This is a genomic window from Thermococcus sp. (genome assembly GCF_026991495.1).
Lineage (GTDB): Archaea > Methanobacteriota_B > Thermococci > Thermococcales > Thermococcaceae > Thermococcus.
This window is the reverse complement of sequence record NZ_JALXBJ010000025.1, coordinates 1-21,994: the sequence shown is the minus strand read 5'-3', so window position 1 is coordinate 21,994 and position 21,994 is coordinate 1. Positions and strand designations below refer to the sequence as shown.

General features: G+C 56.4%; 30 protein-coding genes. 15 read left to right on the top strand and 15 right to left on the bottom strand.

Features of this window, described 5'->3' with window-relative positions; genetic code table 11:
• The first annotated feature begins 1 nt into the window (after window position 1).
• The 9 genes from mpgP (at window position 2) to MVB78_RS03060 (ending at window position 7,429) form a co-directional block, all read left to right on the top strand.
• A complete protein-coding gene (gene mpgP / locus MVB78_RS03100) occupies window positions 2-733 on the top strand; it encodes a mannosyl-3-phosphoglycerate phosphatase (RefSeq protein WP_297487728.1) in 732 nt (243 codons plus the stop codon).
• Window positions 730-2,124: a mannose-1-phosphate guanylyltransferase/mannose-6-phosphate isomerase gene (locus MVB78_RS03095; RefSeq protein WP_297487726.1), complete on the top strand. Its 1,395-nt coding sequence runs from the start codon at window positions 730-732 to the stop codon at window positions 2,122-2,124. Before mpgP ends, MVB78_RS03095 begins: the two co-directional genes overlap by 4 nt.
• 5 nt (window positions 2,125-2,129) lie before the next feature.
• Window positions 2,130-2,522: a hypothetical protein gene (locus MVB78_RS03090; RefSeq protein ID WP_297487723.1), complete on the top strand. Its 393-nt coding sequence runs from the start codon at window positions 2,130-2,132 to the stop codon at window positions 2,520-2,522.
• A gap of 10 nt (window positions 2,523-2,532) precedes the next feature.
• The gene (gene glmM, locus MVB78_RS03085) at window positions 2,533-3,903 is read left to right on the top strand and encodes a phosphoglucosamine mutase (protein ID WP_297487721.1); all 1,371 of its coding nucleotides are present in this window, start codon (window positions 2,533-2,535) and stop codon (window positions 3,901-3,903) included.
• 203 nt (window positions 3,904-4,106) lie between these two features.
• Window positions 4,107-4,478 (top strand): hypothetical protein, encoded by a 372-nt coding sequence (locus tag MVB78_RS03080; protein ID WP_297487720.1) that lies wholly within the window; start codon window positions 4,107-4,109, stop codon window positions 4,476-4,478.
• 17 nt (window positions 4,479-4,495) lie between these two features.
• Entirely contained in the window at window positions 4,496-5,548 is a 1,053-nt protein-coding gene (locus tag MVB78_RS03075) for a hypothetical protein (protein WP_297487718.1), read from the top strand.
• Complete coding sequence (locus tag MVB78_RS03070) at window positions 5,545-6,312, top strand: ABC transporter permease (RefSeq protein WP_297487716.1); 768 nt, start codon at window positions 5,545-5,547, stop codon at window positions 6,310-6,312. Before MVB78_RS03075 ends, MVB78_RS03070 begins: the two co-directional genes overlap by 4 nt.
• The gene (locus tag MVB78_RS03065; protein WP_297487714.1) at window positions 6,309-6,755 is read left to right on the top strand and encodes a hypothetical protein; all 447 of its coding nucleotides are present in this window, start codon (window positions 6,309-6,311) and stop codon (window positions 6,753-6,755) included. The genes MVB78_RS03070 and MVB78_RS03065 overlap by 4 nt, the downstream gene beginning before the upstream one ends.
• Entirely contained in the window at window positions 6,752-7,429 is a 678-nt protein-coding gene (locus MVB78_RS03060; RefSeq protein WP_297487838.1) for an ABC transporter ATP-binding protein, read from the top strand. The genes MVB78_RS03065 and MVB78_RS03060 overlap by 4 nt, the downstream gene beginning before the upstream one ends.
• Here the strand turns inward: MVB78_RS03060 and MVB78_RS03055 are convergent.
• From MVB78_RS03055 to MVB78_RS03015, 9 genes are all read right to left on the bottom strand, one after another.
• Window positions 7,426-8,229: an energy-coupling factor ABC transporter ATP-binding protein gene (locus tag MVB78_RS03055; RefSeq protein ID WP_297487711.1), complete on the bottom strand. Its 804-nt coding sequence runs from the start codon at window positions 8,227-8,229 to the stop codon at window positions 7,426-7,428. The two genes, MVB78_RS03060 and MVB78_RS03055, sit on opposite strands and share 4 nt — an antisense overlap.
• Window positions 8,226-9,044 carry a cobalt ECF transporter T component CbiQ gene (gene cbiQ / locus MVB78_RS03050; RefSeq protein ID WP_297487836.1) on the bottom strand — a complete coding sequence of 273 codons (819 nt, stop codon included), beginning with the start codon at window positions 9,042-9,044 and terminating at the stop codon, window positions 8,226-8,228. The genes MVB78_RS03055 and cbiQ overlap by 4 nt, the downstream gene beginning before the upstream one ends.
• Window positions 9,045-9,064: 20 nt before the next feature.
• On the bottom strand, window positions 9,065-9,400 hold the full coding sequence (locus MVB78_RS03045; RefSeq protein WP_297487709.1) for a PDGLE domain-containing protein: 336 nt from the start codon (window positions 9,398-9,400) through the stop codon (window positions 9,065-9,067).
• Between the two features lie 4 nt (window positions 9,401-9,404).
• Window positions 9,405-10,079, bottom strand: a complete 675-nt coding sequence (gene cbiM, locus MVB78_RS03040) for a cobalt transporter CbiM (protein ID WP_297487707.1) — start codon at window positions 10,077-10,079, stop codon at window positions 9,405-9,407.
• Between the two features lie 96 nt (window positions 10,080-10,175).
• A complete protein-coding gene (locus MVB78_RS03035; RefSeq protein WP_297487705.1) occupies window positions 10,176-10,976 on the bottom strand; it encodes a proteasome assembly chaperone family protein in 801 nt (266 codons plus the stop codon).
• On the bottom strand, window positions 10,973-11,161 hold the full coding sequence (locus tag MVB78_RS03030) for an RNA-protein complex protein Nop10 (RefSeq protein ID WP_297487703.1): 189 nt from the start codon (window positions 11,159-11,161) through the stop codon (window positions 10,973-10,975). Before MVB78_RS03030 ends, MVB78_RS03035 begins: the two co-directional genes overlap by 4 nt.
• Window positions 11,161-11,988, bottom strand: coding sequence for a translation initiation factor IF-2 subunit alpha (locus MVB78_RS03025; protein ID WP_297487701.1), 828 nt, complete (start codon window positions 11,986-11,988; stop codon window positions 11,161-11,163). Before MVB78_RS03025 ends, MVB78_RS03030 begins: the two co-directional genes overlap by 1 nt.
• 86 nt (window positions 11,989-12,074) lie before the next feature.
• Complete coding sequence (locus tag MVB78_RS03020) at window positions 12,075-12,290, bottom strand: hypothetical protein (protein ID WP_297487700.1); 216 nt, start codon at window positions 12,288-12,290, stop codon at window positions 12,075-12,077.
• A gap of 86 nt (window positions 12,291-12,376) precedes the next feature.
• Window positions 12,377-12,580 (bottom strand): MoaD/ThiS family protein, encoded by a 204-nt coding sequence (locus MVB78_RS03015; protein ID WP_297487834.1) that lies wholly within the window; start codon window positions 12,578-12,580, stop codon window positions 12,377-12,379.
• A gap of 159 nt (window positions 12,581-12,739) precedes the next feature.
• Between MVB78_RS03015 and MVB78_RS03010 the strand changes: the two genes are divergently transcribed.
• Window positions 12,740-13,000: a 50S ribosomal protein L37ae gene (locus MVB78_RS03010; protein ID WP_297487832.1), complete on the top strand. Its 261-nt coding sequence runs from the start codon at window positions 12,740-12,742 to the stop codon at window positions 12,998-13,000.
• A 23-nt stretch (window positions 13,001-13,023) separates the two neighbouring features.
• Window positions 13,024-13,173, top strand: a complete 150-nt coding sequence (locus MVB78_RS03005) for a DNA-directed RNA polymerase subunit P (protein ID WP_297487698.1) — start codon at window positions 13,024-13,026, stop codon at window positions 13,171-13,173.
• Here MVB78_RS03005 and sfsA read toward each other — a convergent pair.
• Window positions 13,170-13,883 carry a DNA/RNA nuclease SfsA gene (sfsA, locus tag MVB78_RS03000; RefSeq protein ID WP_297487696.1) on the bottom strand — a complete coding sequence of 238 codons (714 nt, stop codon included), beginning with the start codon at window positions 13,881-13,883 and terminating at the stop codon, window positions 13,170-13,172. The two genes, MVB78_RS03005 and sfsA, sit on opposite strands and share 4 nt — an antisense overlap.
• A gap of 58 nt (window positions 13,884-13,941) precedes the next feature.
• On the opposite strand from sfsA, the gene MVB78_RS02995 reads away from it, so the two are divergent.
• Entirely contained in the window at window positions 13,942-14,538 is a 597-nt protein-coding gene (locus tag MVB78_RS02995) for a hypothetical protein (RefSeq protein WP_297487694.1), read from the top strand.
• Between the two features lie 328 nt (window positions 14,539-14,866).
• Complete coding sequence (locus MVB78_RS02990) at window positions 14,867-15,913, top strand: M42 family metallopeptidase (RefSeq protein WP_297487830.1); 1,047 nt, start codon at window positions 14,867-14,869, stop codon at window positions 15,911-15,913.
• A gap of 22 nt (window positions 15,914-15,935) precedes the next feature.
• Here the strand turns inward: MVB78_RS02990 and MVB78_RS02985 are convergent, their stop codons facing one another.
• Window positions 15,936-16,298: a hypothetical protein gene (locus tag MVB78_RS02985; RefSeq protein ID WP_297487692.1), complete on the bottom strand. Its 363-nt coding sequence runs from the start codon at window positions 16,296-16,298 to the stop codon at window positions 15,936-15,938.
• An 81-nt stretch (window positions 16,299-16,379) separates the two neighbouring features.
• Here MVB78_RS02985 and MVB78_RS02980 point away from each other — a divergent pair, with 81 nt between their 5' ends.
• Entirely contained in the window at window positions 16,380-18,293 is a 1,914-nt protein-coding gene (locus MVB78_RS02980) for a helicase C-terminal domain-containing protein (protein WP_297487690.1), read from the top strand.
• On the opposite strand, the gene MVB78_RS02975 is transcribed toward MVB78_RS02980, so the two are convergent.
• Genes MVB78_RS02975 through MVB78_RS02960 form a run of 4 tightly spaced genes read right to left on the bottom strand, consistent with a single transcriptional unit; the run spans window position 18,280 to window position 20,720 of the window.
• Window positions 18,280-18,642: an immunoglobulin-like domain-containing protein gene (locus MVB78_RS02975; RefSeq protein ID WP_297487689.1), complete on the bottom strand. Its 363-nt coding sequence runs from the start codon at window positions 18,640-18,642 to the stop codon at window positions 18,280-18,282. The two genes, MVB78_RS02980 and MVB78_RS02975, sit on opposite strands and share 14 nt — an antisense overlap.
• A gap of 43 nt (window positions 18,643-18,685) precedes the next feature.
• Window positions 18,686-19,111 carry a secondary thiamine-phosphate synthase enzyme YjbQ gene (locus MVB78_RS02970; RefSeq protein ID WP_297487687.1) on the bottom strand — a complete coding sequence of 142 codons (426 nt, stop codon included), beginning with the start codon at window positions 19,109-19,111 and terminating at the stop codon, window positions 18,686-18,688.
• A gap of 45 nt (window positions 19,112-19,156) precedes the next feature.
• Entirely contained in the window at window positions 19,157-19,459 is a 303-nt protein-coding gene (locus MVB78_RS02965; RefSeq protein WP_297487685.1) for a hypothetical protein, read from the bottom strand.
• Window positions 19,416-20,720 carry a prenyltransferase gene (locus tag MVB78_RS02960; RefSeq protein WP_297487683.1) on the bottom strand — a complete coding sequence of 435 codons (1,305 nt, stop codon included), beginning with the start codon at window positions 20,718-20,720 and terminating at the stop codon, window positions 19,416-19,418. Before MVB78_RS02960 ends, MVB78_RS02965 begins: the two co-directional genes overlap by 44 nt.
• Window positions 20,721-20,807: 87 nt before the next feature.
• On the opposite strand from MVB78_RS02960, the gene MVB78_RS02955 reads away from it, so the two are divergent.
• On the top strand, window positions 20,808-21,908 hold the full coding sequence (locus MVB78_RS02955) for a TRM11 family methyltransferase (RefSeq protein ID WP_297487681.1): 1,101 nt from the start codon (window positions 20,808-20,810) through the stop codon (window positions 21,906-21,908).
• Window positions 21,909-21,994: the final 86 nt, after the last annotated feature.

Below are 21,994 nucleotides of genomic sequence, written 5' to 3'. Positions count from 1 at the left end.
AATGAGGGTTATCTTCCTCGACCTCGATAAGACCTTACTTGGGGAGGATTACTCGCCCGAGCCTGCTAAAGAGCTCATCGGCTCCTTGAAGAAAGCGGGCTTCGAGGTGGTCATTAACTCCTCCAAGACGAGGGCCGAGCAGGAGTACTACAGGAGGGCGTGGAAGCTCAGGGAACCTTTCATAGTCGAGAACGGCAGCGCGGTCTTAATACCTGACGGCTACTTCCCCTTTGAGGTGGGGGGAGTTAGAAAAAGTAGCTACACGGTAATCGAGCTCGGCGAGAGGTACGGGAGGATAAAAACCGTCCTGGATGCACTCGCCGACAGATACGGCCTCAAATACTACGGGAACTCGACTCCGGAGGAGGTCATGGCCTTCACGGGTCTCCCGGAGGAGCTCGTTCCTTTAGCGTTTCGGAGGGAGTACAGCGAGACAATCTTCAGGTGGTCGAGGGAGGGCTTTACGGAGGAGCTTGAAGCTAAGGGGCTTAGGGTCGTCAGGGGGAGCAGGTTCGTGAACGTGACCGGGAACACCGATAAGGGAAGGGCTGCCTTAGTCCTCCTCAACCTCTACTCGCGCCTTGGAGAGGTTGAGAGCTATGCCGTTGGCGATGGGGAAAACGACTTCCCGCTCTTCGAGGTTGTCGATAGGGCCTTCATCGTTGGGGACCTTAGCCATGCCAAGGCTAAAAATATAAGCTCTCCGGATGAGTTACTGGGGGTGATAGGATGAAGACGCTGATCTTAGCCGGGGGAAAGGGAACCCGACTGTGGCCCCTGAGCAGAGAACTCATGCCCAAGCAGTTCGTCCGCTTCCTCGACTATAAGAGCCTTTTCCAGAAGACCGTCGAGAGAGCGCTTGGGTTCTCAAGGCCGGCGGAGATATTCGTGGTCACCAACTGGGAGTACCGCTTCAGGGTTCTCGACGACCTGAGGGAGCTCGGCGTCGAGCTTCCGGCCGAGAACATCCTCCTTGAACCGGTTGGCAAGAACACCCTCCCGGCCATCTACTGGGGGGTTAAGACGATAGACGAGGCCTTTGGTGACTCGGTTGTTGCAGTTCTGCCGAGTGACCACCTTATTGAGGTGAACGAGGCCTACGAGACCGCTTTCGCCAGTGCGGAGAAGCTCGCTAAGGATTACTTAGTGACCTTCGGCATAAAGCCGACGAGGCCCCACACCGGCTACGGCTACATAAGGCCGGGCGAGGCCATCAAGGAAGGTGAGAAGGTTCTCGGCTACACCGTTGCCGAGTTCAAGGAGAAGCCGGACCTTGAGACGGCCAAGAAATACGTTGAGAGCGGCTACTACTGGAACAGCGGGATGTTCGCCTTCTCGACGTCGCTCTTCCTTGAGGAGGCGGAGAAGCACGCGCCGGAGCTTGTGAAGGCCTTCGAGGAGGAGAGCATAGAGAAGGTCTACGAGCTGGCCCCGGAGATAAGCGTGGATTATGGAGTTATGGAGAAGACCGACAAGGCTGCCGTTGTTCCACTCAACACCTACTGGAACGACCTCGGCAGTTTCGACGCGATATACGAGGTTCTTGAGAAGGACGAAGACGGGAACGCCATGAGGATAACGAGCAAAAACGCCTACCACATCGGGGTAAACTCTAAGAACAACCTCATAATATCCGAACGCCTAACCGCGACGGTGGGCGTTGAAGACCTCATCATAATCGATACCGACGATGCCCTCCTCGTGGCGAAGAAGGGGGAGAGCCAGAAGGTCAAGGAAATATACAAGGTTCTGAAGGAGAAGAACGACGAGAGGGCAATAGTCCACAGAACCGCCTATCGGCCCTGGGGAAGCTACACTCTCCTTGAGGAGGGCGAGCGCTACAAGATAAAGCGCCTGACGGTTTTGCCCGGCAAAAAGCTCTCCCTTCAGATGCACTACCACCGCTCGGAGCACTGGGTCGTGGTGAGGGGAACCGCTAAGGTTCGCGTTGGCGACAGGGAGATTCTCCTCAGGCCGGGGGAGAGCACATTCATACCGGCCGGCACAGTCCACAGGCTTGAAAACCCCGGAAAGGTCGTCCTCGAAGTTATAGAAACCCAGATAGGTGAATACCTCGGCGAGGACGACATAGTCCGCTTTGCGGATGACTTTGGAAGGAAGTGAGCATCATGGCGAAGGAAAAGTGTGCGGACTCGTGGGAGAGGTTCAGCTCTTCGATCTCCTCCCTCTCCCTCAGCCTCCTCCCGACGCTGCTCTTCGTCCTCATAATGGCCTACGTGCTCGTCGTTGGCCTGCAGAACGCGGACTTCACTTTTAAAGTCAAGGGGCAGGAGGTTACCTTCAGATACCCGGGGGTCAGCGTGCCCATTGACTACACACCCCTGAAGAACGCGGTCATCTACCTCTTCGCGGCGGTTTTGGCCGGCCTTCCGGTACCGCTCCTCTCGGGAAAGCTGAAGCCCCTGAAGGTCTTAGTTGCCCTCCTCCAGGCTGGAGCATTTATCTACGGCCTCTACATCTTTGTCTTGGAGATACTGAACTTTGCGAGTGCAATGACGTGAGGTGGTTGAGATGGGAAAGCTCTTCGGGACCTTTGGAGTTCGCGGTATAGCGAACGAGAGGATAACCCCTGAGTTCGCCCTCAAGATGGGCATGGCCTTCGGGACGATGCTCAAGAGGGAGGGCAGGAAAAAGCCGCTCGTTGTTGTCGGCAGGGATACGCGCGTCAGCGGTGAGATGCTCAAGGACGCTTTAATCAGCGGTTTGCTGAGCGTGGGCTGTGACGTCATAGACGTTGGAATAGCCCCGACGCCGGCAATACAGTGGGCTACCAACCACTTCAAGGCAGATGGCGGGGCGGTTATAACGGCCAGCCACAATCCGCCGGAGTACAACGGAATAAAGCTCCTTGAGCCGAACGGTATGGGCCTGAAGAAGGAACGCGAGGCGGTAGTTGAGGAGATATTCTTCAACGGGGACTTTGACAGAGCTAAATGGGACGAGATAGGCGAAATCAGGAAGGAGAATATAATAAAGCCCTACATCGAGGCGATAAAGGCCCGCGTTGACGTCGAGGCGATAGGGAAGAGCAGGCCCTTTGTCGTCGTTGACCCCTCAAACGGCGCCGGCTCTCTGACACTTCCCTACCTCCTCAGGGAGCTCGGCTGTAAGGTCGTCTCTGTAAACGCCCATCCGGACGGCCATTTCCCGGCCAGAAACCCCGAGCCGACGGAGAAGAACCTGTGGGAGCTCATGAGGATCGTCAAGGCCCTTGGTGCCGACTTCGGCGTTGCGCAGGACGGTGACGCTGACAGGGCGGTCTTCATAGACGAGAACGGACGCTTCATCCAGGGCGACAAGACCTTCGCGCTCGTTGCCGATGCCGTTCTGAGAGAGAAGGGCGGTGGGCTTCTCGTTACAACTGTTGCGACCTCAAACCTCCTTGATGATATAGCGGAGAGGAACAACGCGAAGGTGATGAGAACCAAAGTCGGCGACCTCATTGTCGCGAGGGCTCTCCTTGAACACAGCGGAACGATAGGCGGCGAGGAGAACGGCGGCGTAATATTCCCGGACTTCGTCTTGGGAAGGGACGGGGCGATGACGACGGCAAAGATAGTTGAGATATTCGCGAAGTCAGGCAAAAAGTTCAGCGAGCTGATCGATGAGCTCCCGAGGTACTACCAGTTCAAGACGAAGAGAAAGGTCGAAGGCGACAGGAGGGCGGTAGTGGCCAAGGTCGCCGAGCTTGCAGAGGCAAGGGGCTATAAGATGGACACCACCGACGGAACAAAAATCCTCTTCAGCGACGGCTGGGTTCTGGTCAGGGCCAGCGGAACCGAGCCCATAATCAGGGTCTTCAGCGAGGCGAAGAGCGAGGAGAAGGCAGAGGAGTATCTCCAGTTCGGGTTAAAGTTGCTTGAGGAGGCCCTCAGGGCTTGAAGGGGCCCTTTACTTTTCTGCCCCACCGAGTTCTTTTCGCCGTGGGTCGGGGATTTTAAATGGAGAGTGAAATCCCAAAACTGTTGTTGGAATATAGTGCGTACATTCGAACAAAAACTTTAAATTTATGATATGAGAGTTTATACTGCCCTCAACATCATTGGGGGGGACAATGCAACACCGAAAGTTGTTGTTGGGGGCTATTGGGAATGCTGGTGGCAACTGGACTGTTGAGTGGCATTGTAAAAGCGGCAAGCGTTGCATCAGCTCCTCAGCCAGCTGATGTCCACTACAAGCAGATCTCCAAGTGCGTATGGTACGGGGAGGATATAGAGACCAATGGTATATCGCTGCTCGGAGGGATCGGTGCAAGTGCCACAGCATACTTCTACGTCTGCTCTCCTTCCTACTGGTACGACGACACGCACTACGGATGGTCATATGGACTTGGGGATCTGTGGTGTTACTGCCCTGATAATACCCTGTACTCTGTCGAAACCATTGCATACGGAGACGTTATGGGCGCCTATTTCGGGGTTATTGCTTCAGTAGGCATTCCGCCCAATTCGATTTAATTTCAGGAGGTGCTCCGATGAAGTCCCTTTTCTTTTTGAGTGCAATCGCCCTGCTGACCCTGCTGCTCCCTCTGGCCTCCGGAGCTGTCGGGACTGCTACCGTACCCTACTGGTTTAAAAGCGGCACCACATTGGAATACTACGCCAATGCAACCCCGGCTAAAACGTATGCATGGGGAGGAAGTGTGGAGTATGTACACGGTAAATGCGCATACTCCATTGGCTTCCAGCAGATCTTTGTGAAGTTCAGGGTCCAGCGGGTGACGGAGAACACGGCCTACGTCAACGTAACGCTCCTTTTCCTGGGAAATCCCGTACTTCGCAGGCCGTTTTCCTACGTCAACGTGGTCCGCCCGGCATCATGTAAGCCCCTGCCCGGTCCGCTGATCAACTCCACCCCGTTTTCGCCGAGGGGGAAGAGGCTTGAGGACGACCTCTACAAAAACCTCACCGTTTCAGGGGAGTATAAATTGGTGCTCACGAACGGTTCGGTTTACTCGCTCAACGGTACTTACTACGGCCATACTCTCCTCTTCGGGCTCTACATTTCAAACAAGGAGGAGCTCCCCGTAGTCATAAACGGAAAACCATACCTGCCCGAAACAATGAGGAGGGTGAACATAACCCACGTAACCTACTACCGCGACTTTACTCCCCCAAACCTATTCATAAAGTACCCCCCTGTGAGCGTAATGACGCTCGGGGGAAACGCAACCGGTAGAACCGTCCTCAATTTCAATCCCGGCAACGATGTGACCTCCGGTATGTTTGGGTTTATACCGGATTTGGAAGCCATCGGAGTTAAGATGCTCATCGCCGTGGATAGCCTCACGAATAAGTACTTTAATGAGATCTCAAAGGAGGGCGCCCATTTCTCAATAAGCAAATACCCCGCAGTTGGGGTCATGCTGTATTCCCTAAAGGTTCCAAAAACGGCCGGAACCTCTTCTGAAGCCCCCGCTCCCGTCTACGAGCCCAGGCCGTCATCCAGGTACTGGCTGGTTGGGGTCGGGGGATTAACTGCCGTCGTAATAGCGGGCCTGCTGCTGTGGAGGAGGGGTAAGGCATGAAAGGGAATTTAATTTCCTGGGAGGTCGGCGATCCCCTGAAGGTTTTAGTTGCCGTGATTACGGTTCCCGTCCTCTCATACCTCTTGGCCGCGGGCTACCTTCACTCCATGGCGGGCCTCGCGCTTATTCACGGAAACGAACCCCCCACCTTCTCCCCGTCCACTGCAACGTCGAGCATGAGTGCCCACTGGCTCTTTGTGTATCCGAGTCTTGTCCCGGGTTTTTGGATCCTCCTGTCCCTGTTCACGTCTGTGATCTCGGTGCTGACCTTCAGGTACGACAGGGACAGGGGCTATGCCCTCTCGCTCTATTCCCTCCCCTACTCGAAGCTTGGGATATACCTCTCAAAGGTTGCCTCCACCCTCGTATTTGCCGTTCTTGCATCTATATTCCCCCTCATCGCCGTTGCGGTTTTCCTGAACGCCGACCTCTCCCCCGTGCTCTGGTCCCTTTTGGGGAGTACTACCTTCCTCTACGAGCTCGTCCTCACCTTCTACTTCGTGTTCTTTGTGCTGTCGGTTTCGGTTCTCTTCGGTGTGCTCTTTAAGAACATGTTCCTCTCGTTTTTAGCGGCATTTTTCGTTACGGTGGTTCCCTACTTCTCATCCCTAATGTTACCCCCCTTCTCCTTCGTTGAGGGCTTCACTGCTGTCCTCAACGGGGGCACTCCCTTCTCGCCTGCGAACGCTGCCGCCGGGCTCGCCCTTCCAATCACCCTCCTGCTGCTTTCCCTCGTCGTATTCCTCAGGGGGGATGTTGTATGAGGCACCGCTTTTTAATCGGTCTCCTGGTTATTATGATCCTGATGCTGATGTCGTTTTTGGCGGCCTACAGGGCCAACGAGCATGTGCGGGGCTACATCGGGCCGGGAAAGATCCAGCTGGAAAGCGGAAGGCTCAGCTACATCCCCTTCCATTCCCCGGGATGGGCTCTCCTCAACATCTCCTGCAACGGTAGGGGAAGCCTTCTGCTGAAGGATCAGCTTTCGGGCAGAAATCTTTTGGATATCCCCGTTGAACCCCACGTTAGCAGGGTTGTTGTGATCCCCCATGAAGGCACCTACTCACTTTACACAAACGGCAGTATGTTCTGTTCGGGTTACATCTCGGAGCTCTACCCAACCTCAAGAACCCAGGGCGTCCTCTGGGTTTCAGTTGGAGTGCTGTCAGTTCTCCTCGCCTTTCTCCTCTGGAGGTGGTGGAGTTGATAGAGGCAGAGAACCTTATCAAGCGCTTTGGGAGCATAAAGGCCCTCGACGGGGTTACGGTTGAGATTCCAGAGGGCACGAACCTTATCCTCGGCCCGAACGGCGGCGGGAAGAGCACGTTTTTCAAGCTCGCCACCGGCGTCTACAGGCCGACCTCCGGGAGGATAAGGCTCATGGGAAAGGACCCCTGGAGGGACGCCGCTGTGAAGATGAGAATTGGGGTGGCCTACGACCCGGTCTCCTTCCCTCCCCTCATCTCCGGGAGGGAGTGGCTTGAGTTCATAGCGAGGTCGAAGGGCTATGGTATGGAAGAGGTCGAGAGGGTTGCAAAGCTCTTCGGGCTGGACTTCCTCGATGAGATCACCAAGAACTACTCCTCCGGGATGCTGAAGAAGCTCGCGGTGGCCCAGGCTTTCGTCGGAGATCCAGAGCTGGTCATGATAGACGAGCCGCTGGCGAACCTGGACTTTGAGAGCATGGGGAGGTTTGTAAAACTCCTCAAAGAGGAGCGCGGGAAGAGGAGTTTCGTGATAATCAGCCACATCTGGGAGCCCCTCCTCCCGGTGGTCGATAGGGTCTACGTCATCGCGAGTGGAAAGCTCGTCCTTAGCGGGGAGGTGGATGAGGTCAGGGGGGAGGTTGAGAGGCTCTTCAGGCTCAAGCTGGAGTCTTAGCACCTCCTCTTCAGTATCTCAGCCGCCTCCTCGACGCTCATCGGCACCTCTTCGATTCCCAGCCGGTGGAAGAGCCTGACTATCTCCGGGACGTCGAGGTTCGCTCTCTCTACCAGCTCTGGCCTTGAGAAAAGCTCCCCCGGGGTCCCCTCGAAGAGCACCTCCCCATTGATGACGTAGACCCTGTCCGCGAGGCGAATCAGCCTTAGGTCGTGGCTGACCACCACCACGGTCTTCCCCTCTCTCTTCCAGCGCTTTATCATTTCCAGGACGAAGTTCCTGTTTCTCAGGTCCAGATCCCGCGTCGGCTCGTCGAGAAGGAGAACCTCCGGCTCCATCGAGAGCACAGCCGCTATCGAGGCCTTCTTCTTCTCTCCTCCGCTGAGGCTGTAGGGATGCCTGTCGGCGAGGTTCTCTATCCCGAGGAGCTTTAAGGCTTCTCTGGCCTTTTCAAGGCCCTTTTCTTTTCCCCAGAGGTGAACCGGCCCGAAGGCCACGTCCTCCAAGACCGTCGCGCTGAAGAGCATGACGTCCGGGCTCTGGAAGAGGAAGCCGACCTTCCGCCGGAACCCGCGGTCGGTCATCGTCTCCTCGGTTACGGGCTCCCCTTCGAAGAACACCTCCCCCTCGGTCGGCATTACGAGGGCGTCCATTATCTTGAGGAGAGTCGTCTTTCCGGCACCGTTGGGCCCGACTATCGCGAGCGTTTCACCCCTCTCAACCCTCATGTCCACCCCTTTCAGGGCCCAGCTCCCGGTCGGGTACCTGTAGGAAACCCCCCTGAGTTCGTAGACGTTCATGGCAACCCCCTCTCTAACAGGAAGGCGAGGAGCACGAGCAGGACGGTCGCCGCGGAGGCCGCGTAGTCGGCTCCGCTGAAATGGAGATCGGACTGGTTTACGACTTCGTTGTCGTACCCCCTTGAGAGCATGGCGTAGTAGACCTCCTCGCCTAAGGCGTTGGCCTTTATGAACGTAGCCCCTATATGCTTTCCCGCCTCCTTCCAGCTCTCGACCATCCCGAGGTCGCCGGCGAGCCTCGCCCTCCTCGCGTGCATGGCGTCGAGGAGGAGCTTCGCGAGCAGGAAGAGGTAGCGGTAGGCGAGGGTTGTTATCGTTATCACCATGCCGGGAACCCGGAGGCTGGAGAGGGCTGATACAACGTCGTTCCACCTCGTCGTCATCGTGAACAGGATGGCGTACGAGACCGCCGTCGCGACGCGGAGGGTGAAGAGGGTCGCCCAGTAAACGCCTTCCCTCGTTGCGCCCCATCCCAGTATGGGAACCGTGAAGAGCTCCTTGCCAGGTATCATGAAGATCGATGGGAGGGCTATCACGCCGGTGAAGAGGGGGATGAAGAGCCAGACCCTCTTGACGAACGCGAGCGGGTTTACCCCCGATGCGACGGCCAAAGCCAAGGGGATTGTGTAGAACACGAGGAGCGCCCCCATTGATTTAAGCATCACGACTGCTGTGACAAGGGTGAAGAGGGAGACCAGCTTAACCCGTGGGTCTAAACCCTGGAGGAGGCCTTCGGCCCTCGCGTACCTCTCGGAAAAGACGGCTTCCGTCGTGAACTCAAGGACCTCCCGGGCGGTTGATTCAAGGAAGCCCATGGGGATCACCAAAAAAAGCCTCAGGAGGCCGGGCCTCTCCCGGCCGCAAGGCGGACGAGTATGTAGTAGACGGCCAGTACAACCGCAACCCCCACCACGGCAGAGATTATGTAGCCTATTGAGGCGTGGAGCTTGTCCTCCCAGCCGGGGACGTTGTAGTCCGGGAGAACCGCGTGGTTCCAGGAGTTGGCGAGCTTCTCCATTCCGGGCAGTTTCTGCCCTACCATGTGCTCCACGGTGGAGACGTCCCACTCGCCCCAGGCGTCGCTGTAGTTCCACACGAGGAGTATCCCTATCGGCGAGAGGATTATCAGGGCGGCGACTACTACCAGTAGGGTCTTGGTGAGCCTGTCCATCCACTCACCCCCTGCTCTTCATGATCGTCCTCATCTCGAAGAGGTCTGGCCTGCTCTTCTTCACGTACCAGACGACGGCGGCCGTGACCACTGCTGCGGCCGGGCCCGCCGTTACGAGGTGTGCTATAGCCATCGCCGGAACCGAAACGCTCAGCTTGTAGGGGCAGTAGCCGGGCTGTATGTACGGCTGTATCCCGAGCTCTATCCCAGCTACCGTTGCCGCGGTGACTATCCCAACGTAGGCGCCGATGCCCGATGAGAGAACCTCGCTCAGGCCGAGCTTCCGGTTGAGGAACCTGTATGTGTAGTAGCCGACGAAGGGCAGGACGACCCCCATGTTGAAGACGTTTGCGGCGTATGCAGTTATACCCCCGTCGCCGAAGAAGAGCGCCTGGATCAGGAGGACTATCGTGAGGGCAACTGTCGCTGCCCAGGGGTCTATGAGTACGGCTATTATCGTGCCCCCAACTATGTGGGCCGTTGTCCCGCCGGGAACCGGCATGTTGTACATCATAACGAGGAAAGCGAAGGCCGTCAGGACGCCGAGCAGCGGAACCTGCTGGGGTCTGAGCTTCTTGAGCCACTTAAACGCCCTGTACCATATCGGTATCATAACTGCGTAAAAAAAGCCGAAGGTGTAGGGACCGAGGTAGCCGTCGGGGATGTGCAAGGCGAGCACCTCCTGGTGTTATCAATTAAAGAAATGGTGGCACGATTTTTAACTCTTTTGCTATATTGGTGTTATCAACCATGGGTTGGGGGTTGGAAAGAAAAATCAGAGGTAGCCCCTGTCTTCCTCCTCTGGGCTAGGCGGCATCTGCTGCTCCAGCATCGCTCTCTGCATCTCCTGAACCTTCCGGAGTATCTCCTCCGTCTCCTTGGCCCTCTCATCGAGGGCGCTCATGTCCACCTCTATCCCGAGTATCCTCGTAACAGCTGAGAGCACGGCCTTCGCCGCCTTGGGGTCCACTATGTACCCTAAGCTCTCGCCGAGGAGGCTTATGCCGAACATAGAGCGGAGCTTGCCCATGCCGAGGAGGAGCCCGGCCGCCCCGACGATGGCCCCGCCCTCGTCTTCCCTCCAGAGGACCTCCATCTGGCAGTCCTTCAGCTTCCCCTTGTAGTAATCAATCAGCCCCTCGTGGGTTACGGCCGCTAAAACCCTTGGTTCGCCGTTGAGCTCCGGCACCTGGTAGCCGCCCATGGTCACTATCTCCCTGACGCCGAGTGCCTGGGCGAAGTCGAGGATCTTTCCGACTACCTCGTAGTGACCCGGGCTGTCCGTCGGGGCAACCTGCTGGTCGCCGGTGATGATTATGATGTCCCTGCCGCTTTCGTCCGGGTTTCTCCAGTAGTAGAGCTCGTTCTTCATCAGCTCGACGACCGAGTTCTTCTTGATGAGGACCTGATGCATGAAGTGCGGTGAGTAGAGCTCCGCGAACTTTACGGCTTTGAGCTCCTGTATCAGGTGCTCCGCCGCGAGCTTTCCAACGAGGCCTATTCCCGGGAGTCCCTCGATGAATATCGGATCCCTGAGCATTGGCCTCTCAAGAACGTAGATCGTGCTCTCCATCATCTTCGCTCACCCTTATGAACTATGCCCAGCTGCTCCCTCTTGAGCCTTCGCCTGTACTCCCCGTAGGGATCCTCAGGCGAAAAGCGCGGGGGATGGGCTACCTTGGTCTTGGCCCCACAGACGGGGCAGACCTCCTTCAGGGTGTACCTCCCGCAGACCGGACACTTCCTTATCCTGAAGTGCATCAGCCACCCCTCTTCTTGATCTTCCTGATGCGCTTCTCCTTCCTTATGAGGGTGGCCTCCCCGCCGGCTTCCTTGATAACCCGGAGGATCTCGTCGGCAATGCTTTCGAGAACCTCCTCGGCCTTGTAGTAGTCCGGCGCGCTGATGTCTATCCTGTAGCGCGGGGCGCCCTGGTAAGTGAACCTGACCTCTACCTCGGCTTCCTTATTGGCCCTGTCCCGCGCGCGGATCAGGGCGTTTCTTATCACCTCAACGCCGTTCGAACTTGGGACCGTTATCTCGAACTCCGCGTCTATCGTTACCGTTGGGACCTCGACGTAGGCCTCGATTATGGGCTTCAGCGCCTCGATCCACTCGTCGCTTATGAGGCCCTTCAGGACATCGATTCCGTTCTGGGCGGCGTCTTCAAATGCCGCGTAGACCTCCCCGTACTCCTCCTCAAGGGGAACCCAGACCTCCCTCCAGGCCGTCTCGAATCTCTTCCCGAGCTTCTCCGCCGCCATGTTGAGGAGGTTCTCAGCCTTCTGGGCGCGCTTGTACTCCTGGAGTTTGGCCTTCCTCTGCTGCTGGTTGACGCGCTTCAGGCTCAAATCGATGTGCCCCTTACTCGGGTCGACGCGGATGACCTTGGCGACTATCTTCTGGCCCTCCTTGATGTAGTCCCTGATGTTCTTGACCCACGTCGGTGCGACCTCGCTTATGTGCATGAAGCCTTCCTTCCCTGGGTACTCGTCAAGTTTGAGGAAAGCACCGTAGGGATGAATGTTCTTAACGGTCGCTATGACGAACTCCCCCTCCTCAGGGTACTCCTTGGCCTTCTTGGGCATTAAAACCACCTCTCAACTTTGTCCTGAAGAGTCTACAGAAGAGACTTTATTAAGCTTTGGCAATGGAAATCGGGGGAAAGAAAAACTCATGCGGGGCTGTTGCTCTGCCTTATAACCCTCAGAAGCTTTGCCTCCTCCGCGAGAACCTGGAACTTCTCCCTGCGAATTTTATCGAGCTTTCTGGAGACGGCCTTCTTCTGCCTCGACATCCTGACGAGCTTCGCCTCCTCAAGGATCAGGTACTCCTTCTGCTTCTTGACAACGTCAAGCTTTCTTTTTAACAGGTTTATTCTGCCCTTCATGCGAGTTCACCTGAGTGGTTTTGGTGCGCATCTCCTTAAAAGGATTTCGCTTAACGCCAATATTGATATCGTTGATAGTCGTAAGCTCATCCCCCCGAGACAACGGGGATTACCTCAACCCTGTCCCCATCGTTCACCGTCTCGTCCTCAACGGCGACCCTGCCGTTCACCTTCGCTATAGCGCTTTCGGTGTTGAAGCCTGCCTCACGAAGGACGTCCTTGACGAGCATTCCCCTCCTCCATTCAAGCTCCATCTCAACCCCCCTTCCAACGACCTTCACCTCTATCACCTTCACCACCTCAGGCGTTTCCACAGCACGGTATAAAAATCCAATTGGCCCTGCCGGCCGAGGCAGTCCCGGGGCGTTAATGAATGGGGGCAAAGGTTTATAAAACGTCCCCGAAAAAAGCCAACAGTCTCATGAATCGATAACTCAGGGGTGATGATCATGGGAAGGACTGCAAAGGTTGGTTCCGCTGGAAGGTTTGGAACCAGGTACGGTCTCAAGATCAGGAGAAGGGTCGCGGCCGTTGAGGCCAGGATGAAGCAGAAGCACGTCTGCCCCGTCTGCGGGAGAAGGGCGGTCAAGAGAATAAGCACCGGGATATGGCAGTGCCAGAAGTGCGGTGCAACCTTCGCAGGTGGGGCCTACCTGCCGGCCACGCCGGCCGGAAGGGTTGCCAAGCGCGTAACGGCCTCCAAGGCCTGACCCCAAATTTTGAGGTGAAAGGTATGGTGAAGGCGGTTTACCGCTGTGCCAAATGCGGAAGGGAGGTCGAACTCGATCTCGAAACCACGAGAGAAGTCCGCTGCCCTTACTGCGGCAGCAAGATACTCTACAAACCCAGGCCAAAGGTCTCAAGAAGGGTTAAGGCGATCTAAACCTCGATCTCCAGCTCTGGCTTCTCAACGACCACTTCTCCGCCCGGGAGCAGGGAGATGCTCAGGGCGTGGATCTCGACCCCTGCTTTTCTCGCCTCCATCAAAAGCCTCACTATCTCCGGATCGCCTCTCTCGTAGGCCCTGAACTTCTCAACACCGGGCATCGCCCCAATGAAGAATATCATCGCCCTTCTTCCGGCCTTTCTCAGACTTATCAACTCCCTTATGTGCTTCTGCCCCCTCGTTGATGGACAGTCCGGGTACATCGCGTACTCTCCGCGTTTTCCACCCCTCAAAACGGCGCTCTTCATCTCGGCGTAAACCTCTCCACCCGGGCAGTCGAACAGATAATCGAGCCGGGATTTTCCGACGGTTACCTCCTTCCGCTTTATCCTGCAGCCGCTCAGCCAGGGAACCAATCCGAGCTCAACGGCCCTCTCGAAGGCTTTAGCTTGAGTCCTCGTGTCTATCACGGCCCCCTTTCCCCCTAAGTCCTCAAACGCGACCAGAACGAAGTCCGTCTTCCCCCCGGTTTTTGGAAGGCAGAAAGCCCTCCTTCCTGGGATCATGAACTCCTCCAAGCGACCAGTGTTCGTGATAAGGGCTCTTTTGATTTCCCCATTTACATCAACTAAGGCCACGAAGCGGTTGAACCTCTCGATGAAGGTGCACGGGAGGGTCTTCAGCTTCAGCAGGATCGGCTTTCCCATGGCTGGCATTAGACCGAAAGGCGTTTTTAACTTTGGGGCAATCTTAAGCGGTGGTTCGATGATACCCGAGGAGTTCATCCGCTACGCCTTCGAGGAGAGGGTTGCCGGGATAAGGAAGCTCGCCGAGGGGAAGTTCGGGCCTGAGGCGCTGATAGGCTTTACTCGGCACAACGCGGCGATAATAACCTGTGGTGAAGCAGGAGTAAACGGCTCGATAAAAGGAATCGGCTTCATCCACCGCGAGGAGCTCCTCGCGGAGACGATAGGGAAGCTGAGGGAAGAGCTGAGAAGGCCATACAATCCAAGAGAAGCTCTTGAGTTCCTTCTGAACGAGATATACGTCCGCGAGAGGATAGACTTCACGAAGTTCGTCTCCCTTGAGCTCGCGAAGAAGCACACATGGCGGAACGTCACCTCGGGGAGCAGAGAGGCGACGATACTCTTCTTTACCCCACCGAGCACTTCCTACGAGGTTCGCTGTGAGGTTGAAGTTCACGAGGGCGACGCGATATGGGAGTACACCAACGCCGTCCACGACACGTTTCACCGCCCGGAGAAGCCGAGGGACTGGAGTAAAACACCAGCATACCTCTTCAAAATCCGCGAGATCTACGACAACGGCGAGAGGGCGATGGGGGTCAGAATCTACCCTTAGCAGAGTTTTTATCCAGTTATTGGATAATCCAGTTGGTGGATAATGATGAAGTTCTACAACAGGCGGGACGAGATTGAAGCCCTCAGGAGGGCGTTCACCCTCTCCAGATCCGGGCTAGTTTTGGTGACGATTACCGGGAAATCGGCAGGCTAATGGCCAAGGCCCACAACGTTCCGTGGGAGGGGAGAGAAGATACCTCCTCGTGGCCAGGAGCTTCAGGCAGGACTGCCCGGACTGTCTAACCGCTGGGGAGCTGGTCTCGCTTTTGGAAAAACTTAAATATCCCTCACCCCACATTCAGACGGAAATCTGAGTGGAGGCGATGGGAATGGTCGATTTTGAGCTCCTGAAGAGGATTATAGAGGCGCCGGGCGTTTCCGGCTACGAGTTCCTCGGCGTCAGGGACGTTGTGATAGAGGCTTTCAAGCCCTACGTCGATGAAATAAAGGTCGACAAGCTCGGAAACGTCATCGCCCACAGGAAGGGTAAGGGCCCGAGGGTAATGCTCGCGGGCCACATGGATCAGATAGGCCTCATGGTGACGCACATCGAGAAGAACGGCTTTCTCCGCGTTGCCCCCGTTGGAGGCGTTGACCCGAGAACTTTGATAGCCCAGCGCTTCAAGGTGTGGATCGGGCCTAACAAGTTCATCTACGGCGTTGGTGGAAGCGTTCCTCCGCACATCCAGAAGCCCGAAGACAGGAAGAAGGCGCCGACCTGGGACCAGGTATTCATCGATGTCGGGGCCGAGAGCGAGGAGGAAGCCGAGGAGATGGGAGTGAAGATAGGAACCGTCATCACATGGGACGGCAGGCTTGAGAGGCTCGGCAAGCACCGCCTGGTCAGCATCGCCCACGACGACAGGATAGCGGTTTACACACTCGTTGAGGCCGCGAGGAAGCTCGCCGAGACCCAAGCAGATATCTACTTCGTTGCCACCGTTCAGGAAGAAGTCGGCCTTCGCGGTGCCAAGGTTTCCGCCTTCGGAATCGATCCCGACTACGGCTTCGCCCTCGACGTCACCATAGCCGCAGATGTCCCAGGAACGCCGGAGCACAAGCAGATAACCCAGCTCGGAAAGGGAACCGCGATAAAGATCATGGACCGCTCCGTCATCTGCCACCCGAGTATAGTTAGGTGGATGGAGGAGCTGGCGAAGAAGTACGGGATACCCTACCAGTGGGACATCCTCACGGGCGGGGGGACGGATGCAGGGGCGATACACCTCAACAAGAGCGGCGTCCCGAGCGGTGGAATAAGCATTCCAGCGAGGTACATCCACTCCAACACCGAGGTAGTTGACGAGAGGGACGTAGACGCGAGCGTTGAGCTCACGGTTAAGGTCTTAGAGCACATTCCCGAGCTCAAGCTCTGATCCTCAGAAGCCCGGCGGGCCCTCAGAGCTCGTCGATGTCCACCTTTTCTTCCCTCTCTGGGATGAAGTCCTCGGGTTCGTCGAACTCGTCGAGCTCTCCAACGTGTTCCTTTATGACCCCCGTCCTCCGGGCTACAGGGGGAGCTGGCTCCTCCCTTTCAACCACTATGGAGCGCCGAAAACCGTAGAAGAGGAAGAGCGCAGCGCTCAGGATGCCGACGAGCAGGGAGGGGGCCTTAGAGGGGAGGCGCAGCCCCCTGTGCCAGTTGTAGAGCAGGTAGTTCTGATAGGCGAAGAGGTACATGAACCATCCGAGGATCAGGGCCTCTAAGACGTACTCCGCGAACTTCTCGACGTTTAGTTCTGTCCTTTCATTCAGACGCATGCTCTCCCCGAGACCAGATGGCAGGCAAGGTTAAAAATCTTTGGCCGGAAGGGTTAAAGGAAAAGTGAGGGATGTCGTGAGATGACGGGTGACTACTTCCCCTACGAACCAAGGGAGCACCAGCTTGAGTTCATCGAGCTCGTTAGGAAATCTGCCGAGAGGGGAGAGAACGCCATAATCGAAGCGCCAACCGGCTTCGGGAAGACGATAGGCGTCCTGGCCGGAGCTCTCCCCGTTGCCAAAGAGCTCGGCCTCAAGGTTCTCTACCTCGCGAGGACGCACAGGCAGATGGACCGCGTTATAGAGGAGCTGAAGGCGATAAACGCCAAGAACCCCGTTTCCGGTGTCGAGCTGAGGAGCCGGAAGGAGCTCTGCCTCCACAGCTATCTGAGGGAGTACACGAGCGACGCCTACACAGCTATGGTCGTCTGCAAGAACCTGAAGAAGCTCGGGAAGTGCCCCTTTTACGAGAACGAGAAAAAGAAGAAGGCCGAGTTTGATGAGTTAGTCCGCTTCTTCCTTCAGGAGCCGAGCCATCCGGCCGAGATACTGAGCTACGCGGAAACCCTCGAACTCTGCCCCTACGACCTGACGAGGAAGATAGCCGAGAAGGCCGACGTTATAGTGGCGAGCTACCTGTACGCCCTCAACCCAAGCATAAGGGAGAGCCTGATGAGCTCGCTGGGCATCGACTACTCCGACCTGATAGTGGTCTTCGACGAGGCCCACAACCTTCCTGATCAGGCTATCTCAGCTCTCAGCGACAGGCTGAGCATAAACGCCGTGAACAGGGCCATCAAGGAAGCTGAAGAGTACAACGAGCACGAAATAGCGAACTTCCTCAGCATATTCGGCAGGGGGCTTGAGATACTCTACCGGGAGAAGCTCGCCGAGAGGGAAACCGATGAAGTTCCCATAATGCCAGAAGAGGCCTTCTCCCACGTCATCGAGGTTCTCAGCTTAACGCCGAGATGGCTCGTCAAGACCCTGAACGAGATGGTCGCCGTCGGCGATGCCATAAGGGAGGACAGAATAGAGAAGGGGAAGCCACCGCGCTCCTACGTCGGCAGAACTGGCGAGTTCCTTCTCCTCTGGTTTTCCCTCATCGGCAGGGACGACTACCTCTTCCTTCTCACGAGGGAGCGCGGTCTAAGCCTTGAGCTCGTCGCCCTCGACCCATCAAAGGCCCTCACCTTCCTGAGGGAGACGCACTCAGCTGTCTTCACCTCCGGCACACTCACACCGCTTGAGGCCTTCCGCGACGTTATGGGCATTGAGAAGGCCCGCCTCAAGAAGTTTCCGAGGATGGTAAAGAGGGAAAACGCACAGGTTTTGGTTGCCAAAGACGTCTCGACGAGAGGAGATGAGCGCTCCCTGGCACTCTACCGGAAGATGGCGGACTACATAGTCGAGGCGGTAAAGATGATTCCAAAAAACGTCGGGGTTTTTGCAGCTTCTTACGAGGTTCTGCAGGGGCTTCTCTCGACAAACCTGAAGGTTCGCATTGAGGAGACTGGAAAGGCCGTCTTCGTCGAGAAGCAGGGCGCGTCCTCCAGAGAAAACGATCTTTTGGTTGCCCAGTTCAAGGCTCATGCAAAGGCCAACGGTGCTGTCCTCCTCGGGGTCATGGGTGGGAGGAACAGCGAGGGACAGGACTACAGCGGGGACGAGATGAACGGGGTGATCCTCGTCGGGATACCCTACGCGAGGCCAACCCCAAGGGTTCAGGCCCAGATAAGGTACTTCGAAAAGAAGTTCCCGGGGAAGGGCCGTTACTACGGCTATTACCTGCCGGCTCACAGGAAGCTGGTTCAAGCAGCCGGAAGGGTTCACCGCTCGGCCGAGGAGAGGGGGAGCATAGTTATCCTCGACTACCGCGTCCTCTGGAGGAGCGTGAGGAAGGACCTGCCCGACTGGATGGTCGAGACGATGAGGGCCGTTGATTTGACCAAGATGAGGCTCCATCTAAGGCGTTTCTGGTCTAAGGGACTGTGAACTCCTTTTCCACCTTCACCCGGGTTCCGTCGATGTAGGCAAAGCGCACGATGCGGTAGCGCCCGGGCTGGAGCTCAACCGGAAGCTTCTGGACGTGGGTTTCGCCCGGGATCAGAACGATCCTCCTCTCTAAGAAGACGATCCCTAACTCAACCTTCTTCCAGAAACCCCTGTACTCGTAGAGCTCCACTGCGTTGCTTATCTCGACCTTGCTCAGGTTGGGGTTGGTAACGCGGACGATGAGATACCCCCTCGCTGGGACTACCTCGATGTCGAGCTCAACCTCAGGAGCCGAGCCGTAGGGGACGACCCCCACTTTCTCCTTCCCCGGGACTTTTACGATCCTCATCGGTTCATGTTCAGCGCCCGGGACGATAAACCTTTCTAATCCCTCACTCCTCCTCCGGGTACTCACTGCAGGGGCAGAGCATGACGATAACGCGCCTGTGCCTCGGGCCGTCGAGCTCAACGAAGAGCACCCTCTGCCACGTGCCGAGCTGCAGCTCTCCCTGATCAACGGGGATGACGACCTCCGGGTTCAGGAGAAGGCCTGCACGCAGGTGGGAGTGGGCGTTGCTGTCTATCCTGTCATGAAGGTAGCCGGCCCCTTTGGGGATCAGCTCCTTCATCTTGGCCTTGAAGTCCTGGAGGAGTCCCTCCTCGGGTTCGTTTATTAAAAGCCCCGTCGTTGTGTGCTTGGTGTAAACCACGGCGAGCCCGTGCTTCATCTTTCCCTTCCAGACGGCCTCCTGGATCTTCTCCGTTACGTCCACTATCTGGAATCTCTCCCTTGTCGGGATCTCAACCTCGAAGAGCATGGAACCACCGGAGGGGTTAAGAGGAAAAGGAGTTAAGCTTTGCCCTCAGGACAGGATCTTCACGAGCTCCTCGAGTATTTCCATTGAGGTCTTAACCCCGTCCTGGACGAGGTACTTAAGGATAACGGCCAGTTCATAGGCCTCTATGAGCTTTTCCCGGGGGATGGAGCTCTTCCTTCCGCTGAAGAGTTCGCCCCTGAGGGCGGAGTATATCTCCCCCACAGCGTCCCTGAAGAGCACCTCCTCACCCATAAGCTTGCCCTCGAGTATCGTCTGCGAGAGCTCCCTCACGTAGTCAACGGTGTTACTTCTGTCCCTGCTGCGCATTAGAGCCCTTAGCCGCTCCATTCACCATCACCCTCCTGTCTATCTCCCTGTCGAGGGCGCTCAGGAGTATCTCGGCCACGAGTATTGAGGAGAAGCGCGGATCCCTCACCCCGAGGGCCACGTCTATGGCGCGAGATACGTCCCCTATCTTGAGGAGCCTGTGCGCGACGTCTGCCAGCACTATGGACCTGAGCCTCTCATCTTTTATCGCGGAGGCTATGCGCAGCGCGTCGTCTATGTCGTCCTTGAGAACGGAGTACCTCCCTATCTTCACCCTCAGCTCGTCGCTCTTCGAGCGCTCCCAGAGTGCCCTCACGGTTTCCCAATCACCTTCGTCGGGCTTTTCAAGGAAGCGGTTCATTATAGCCTTCCCAACCAGCGTGGCCTCGTCTTCACGCAGAACCCTGATGAAGTTAGGCAGTGAGTGGGGGGAGACCTCAAGCAGTCTGAGGGCGGCATTCACGAGGATCTCCTTCTCCCCGAACTTCCTTAGGAGATCAACGGCCTCAAGGGGCTCCTCTGCGAGGGCGAAGGATATGGCGAGCTCAACCTTGAACTCATCCCCGAACTTCTCCACGAGCTCCTTCGCGAGGGTCTTTAGGTTGAGGACGTACCTCTCAAGGACCCCCCTCTCCTTCATGAAGAAGAGGGCCTCCTTGAACGCGTGCTTTGCCCACTCCTTGAGCTTTATCCTGCCTATTGTCCCTATCCCGTTTTCGTAGCTGTCCATGAGGAAGTAGGACTTCATTATCTCTATCAGGGCCTTCGAGCGGGCCGGCTCAGTGGTTATGAGTTCGAGGGCCATCTTACTCTTCCTTATCCTGTACGCGACGCGGACCTTCTCTGTCCCTATGAGAGAGGTGTTGCGCCGTATGATCTGGAGGAGAACCGTATCCCTGAGCTTTGGATCCTCTATCTTAGAGGCGTAGATGATCGCGTCCCCAATTCCGCCGAGTCCGAGCATGTACCTGGCCGCTACCGCCATGAGCTCATCGCGCACCGGCGGGGGGAGCTCTGCGGAGTCCTCAACAACGCGCTGGTAGAGCTTCTTCGAGGTCTTCAGTCCGGCCTTGCGCATTGAGTACCCTATTGACAGGAGGGCCCTAAGCATTTTCACGGGATCATCAATCATCTTCGCCGTTTCAACGGCCTTAAGGAATACCAACTTGAAGTTTGGATCACGGGCTTTAGAAAGGCGCTCACCGATTTTAGCGTACGTGACGGCCCGGAGGTAGGGATCCCGGATGACCTCTGCCGTGCTTATTATCTCGGGTATTAGCATTAGAGCACCCCCGGTTTATTTTTTGAATAGAAGGTTCTTAACGTTATCGGCCCAAATGCTTTTAAAAGGCTGAGTAAAGGCCTTTCTATGTACAGCGTAATCTTTGGCAAGAATCCAGGGCTCAGCAGGGCGGAATTTTACAGCTTTACCCGCAGATTTAATCTTAAGGTTAGAATAACCGGCGAATATCGGGACTGGCTGCTCTTCGATTCGCCGCGGAGCATTGAGGGCTGCTTCCGCTGGCTCGGCGGTTCCCTCAAGCTGGTTAAGGTAATCGGCGAGGGTGAGGAGGCTATAAAAGACCTCGAATACTCAAAACTTTTCACGGTCAGCCTCTACGGGAGGGACGACTGGAGGCTCTGGAGGAAGCTCGGGAGTGAGATAAAGAAGGAGTTTAATGCCGAAGGCCCGGCGAAGTTCTTCAAGCCGGCCAAGGTGTACGCGATGCCGGCGGAACTCATTCTGAAGGGCTTTCCCGAGGTTAAAGACTTCGTCTTCCTCTTCCGCGAGGATGGAAGCTTCCTCGTTGGAGAGACAGTTAAGGTTACAGACCCCTTCGAGCTGAAGAAGCTCGACGTTGAAAGGCCCGTTCAGAGGCCCATCCTTTCAATACCCCCCAGACTGGCGAGGATAATGGTGAACCTCACGGAGGTCAGAAAGGGCAACTTCCTCGACCCCTTCTGCGGGATAGGGACTGTTCTCCAAGAGTTCATCCTTCAGGGTTTGAACGCCTACGGCAGTGACAGGGATGAGAAACGCGTAAAGGAGGCCAAGAGAAACATCGCCTGGCTCAGGAAGGAGTTCCGCCTTAAGAACTCGGCCCATTTGGAGGTCTGCGATGCTAAAAAACTGAAACGCTGTTTTGGACAGAGATTTGATGCCATAGTTACCGAGCCGTACCTCGGAAAGCCTCTCCGGAGGAACCCGGGCAGGGGGGAGGCGATAAAGCTCGCCAACGAGCTCGATCGCTTTTACTACCATGTCTTCGAGAGCTTTACCGACGTCCTCAAGAGGAACGCAAAGGTCGTCTTCGTCTTCCCTGCCTACAGGCTGAGTGACGGGGGGATTTACAGAAAAGAAAGGAAGTGGCTCGGAAAGCTCGGCTTCGAGGTTCTGGGGAGATACCTCGACTACGAGGAGAGGCACCGCTTAATCAGGGACATCCACTTGCTGAGGTACAGGGGTTAGCAAATGCCGAACGTCCGTTTTAGAGTTTCTTTGACCTCATTGAAACGCGTGCAGAAGAGCTACCATTCACAATCTCCTCTCTCCAT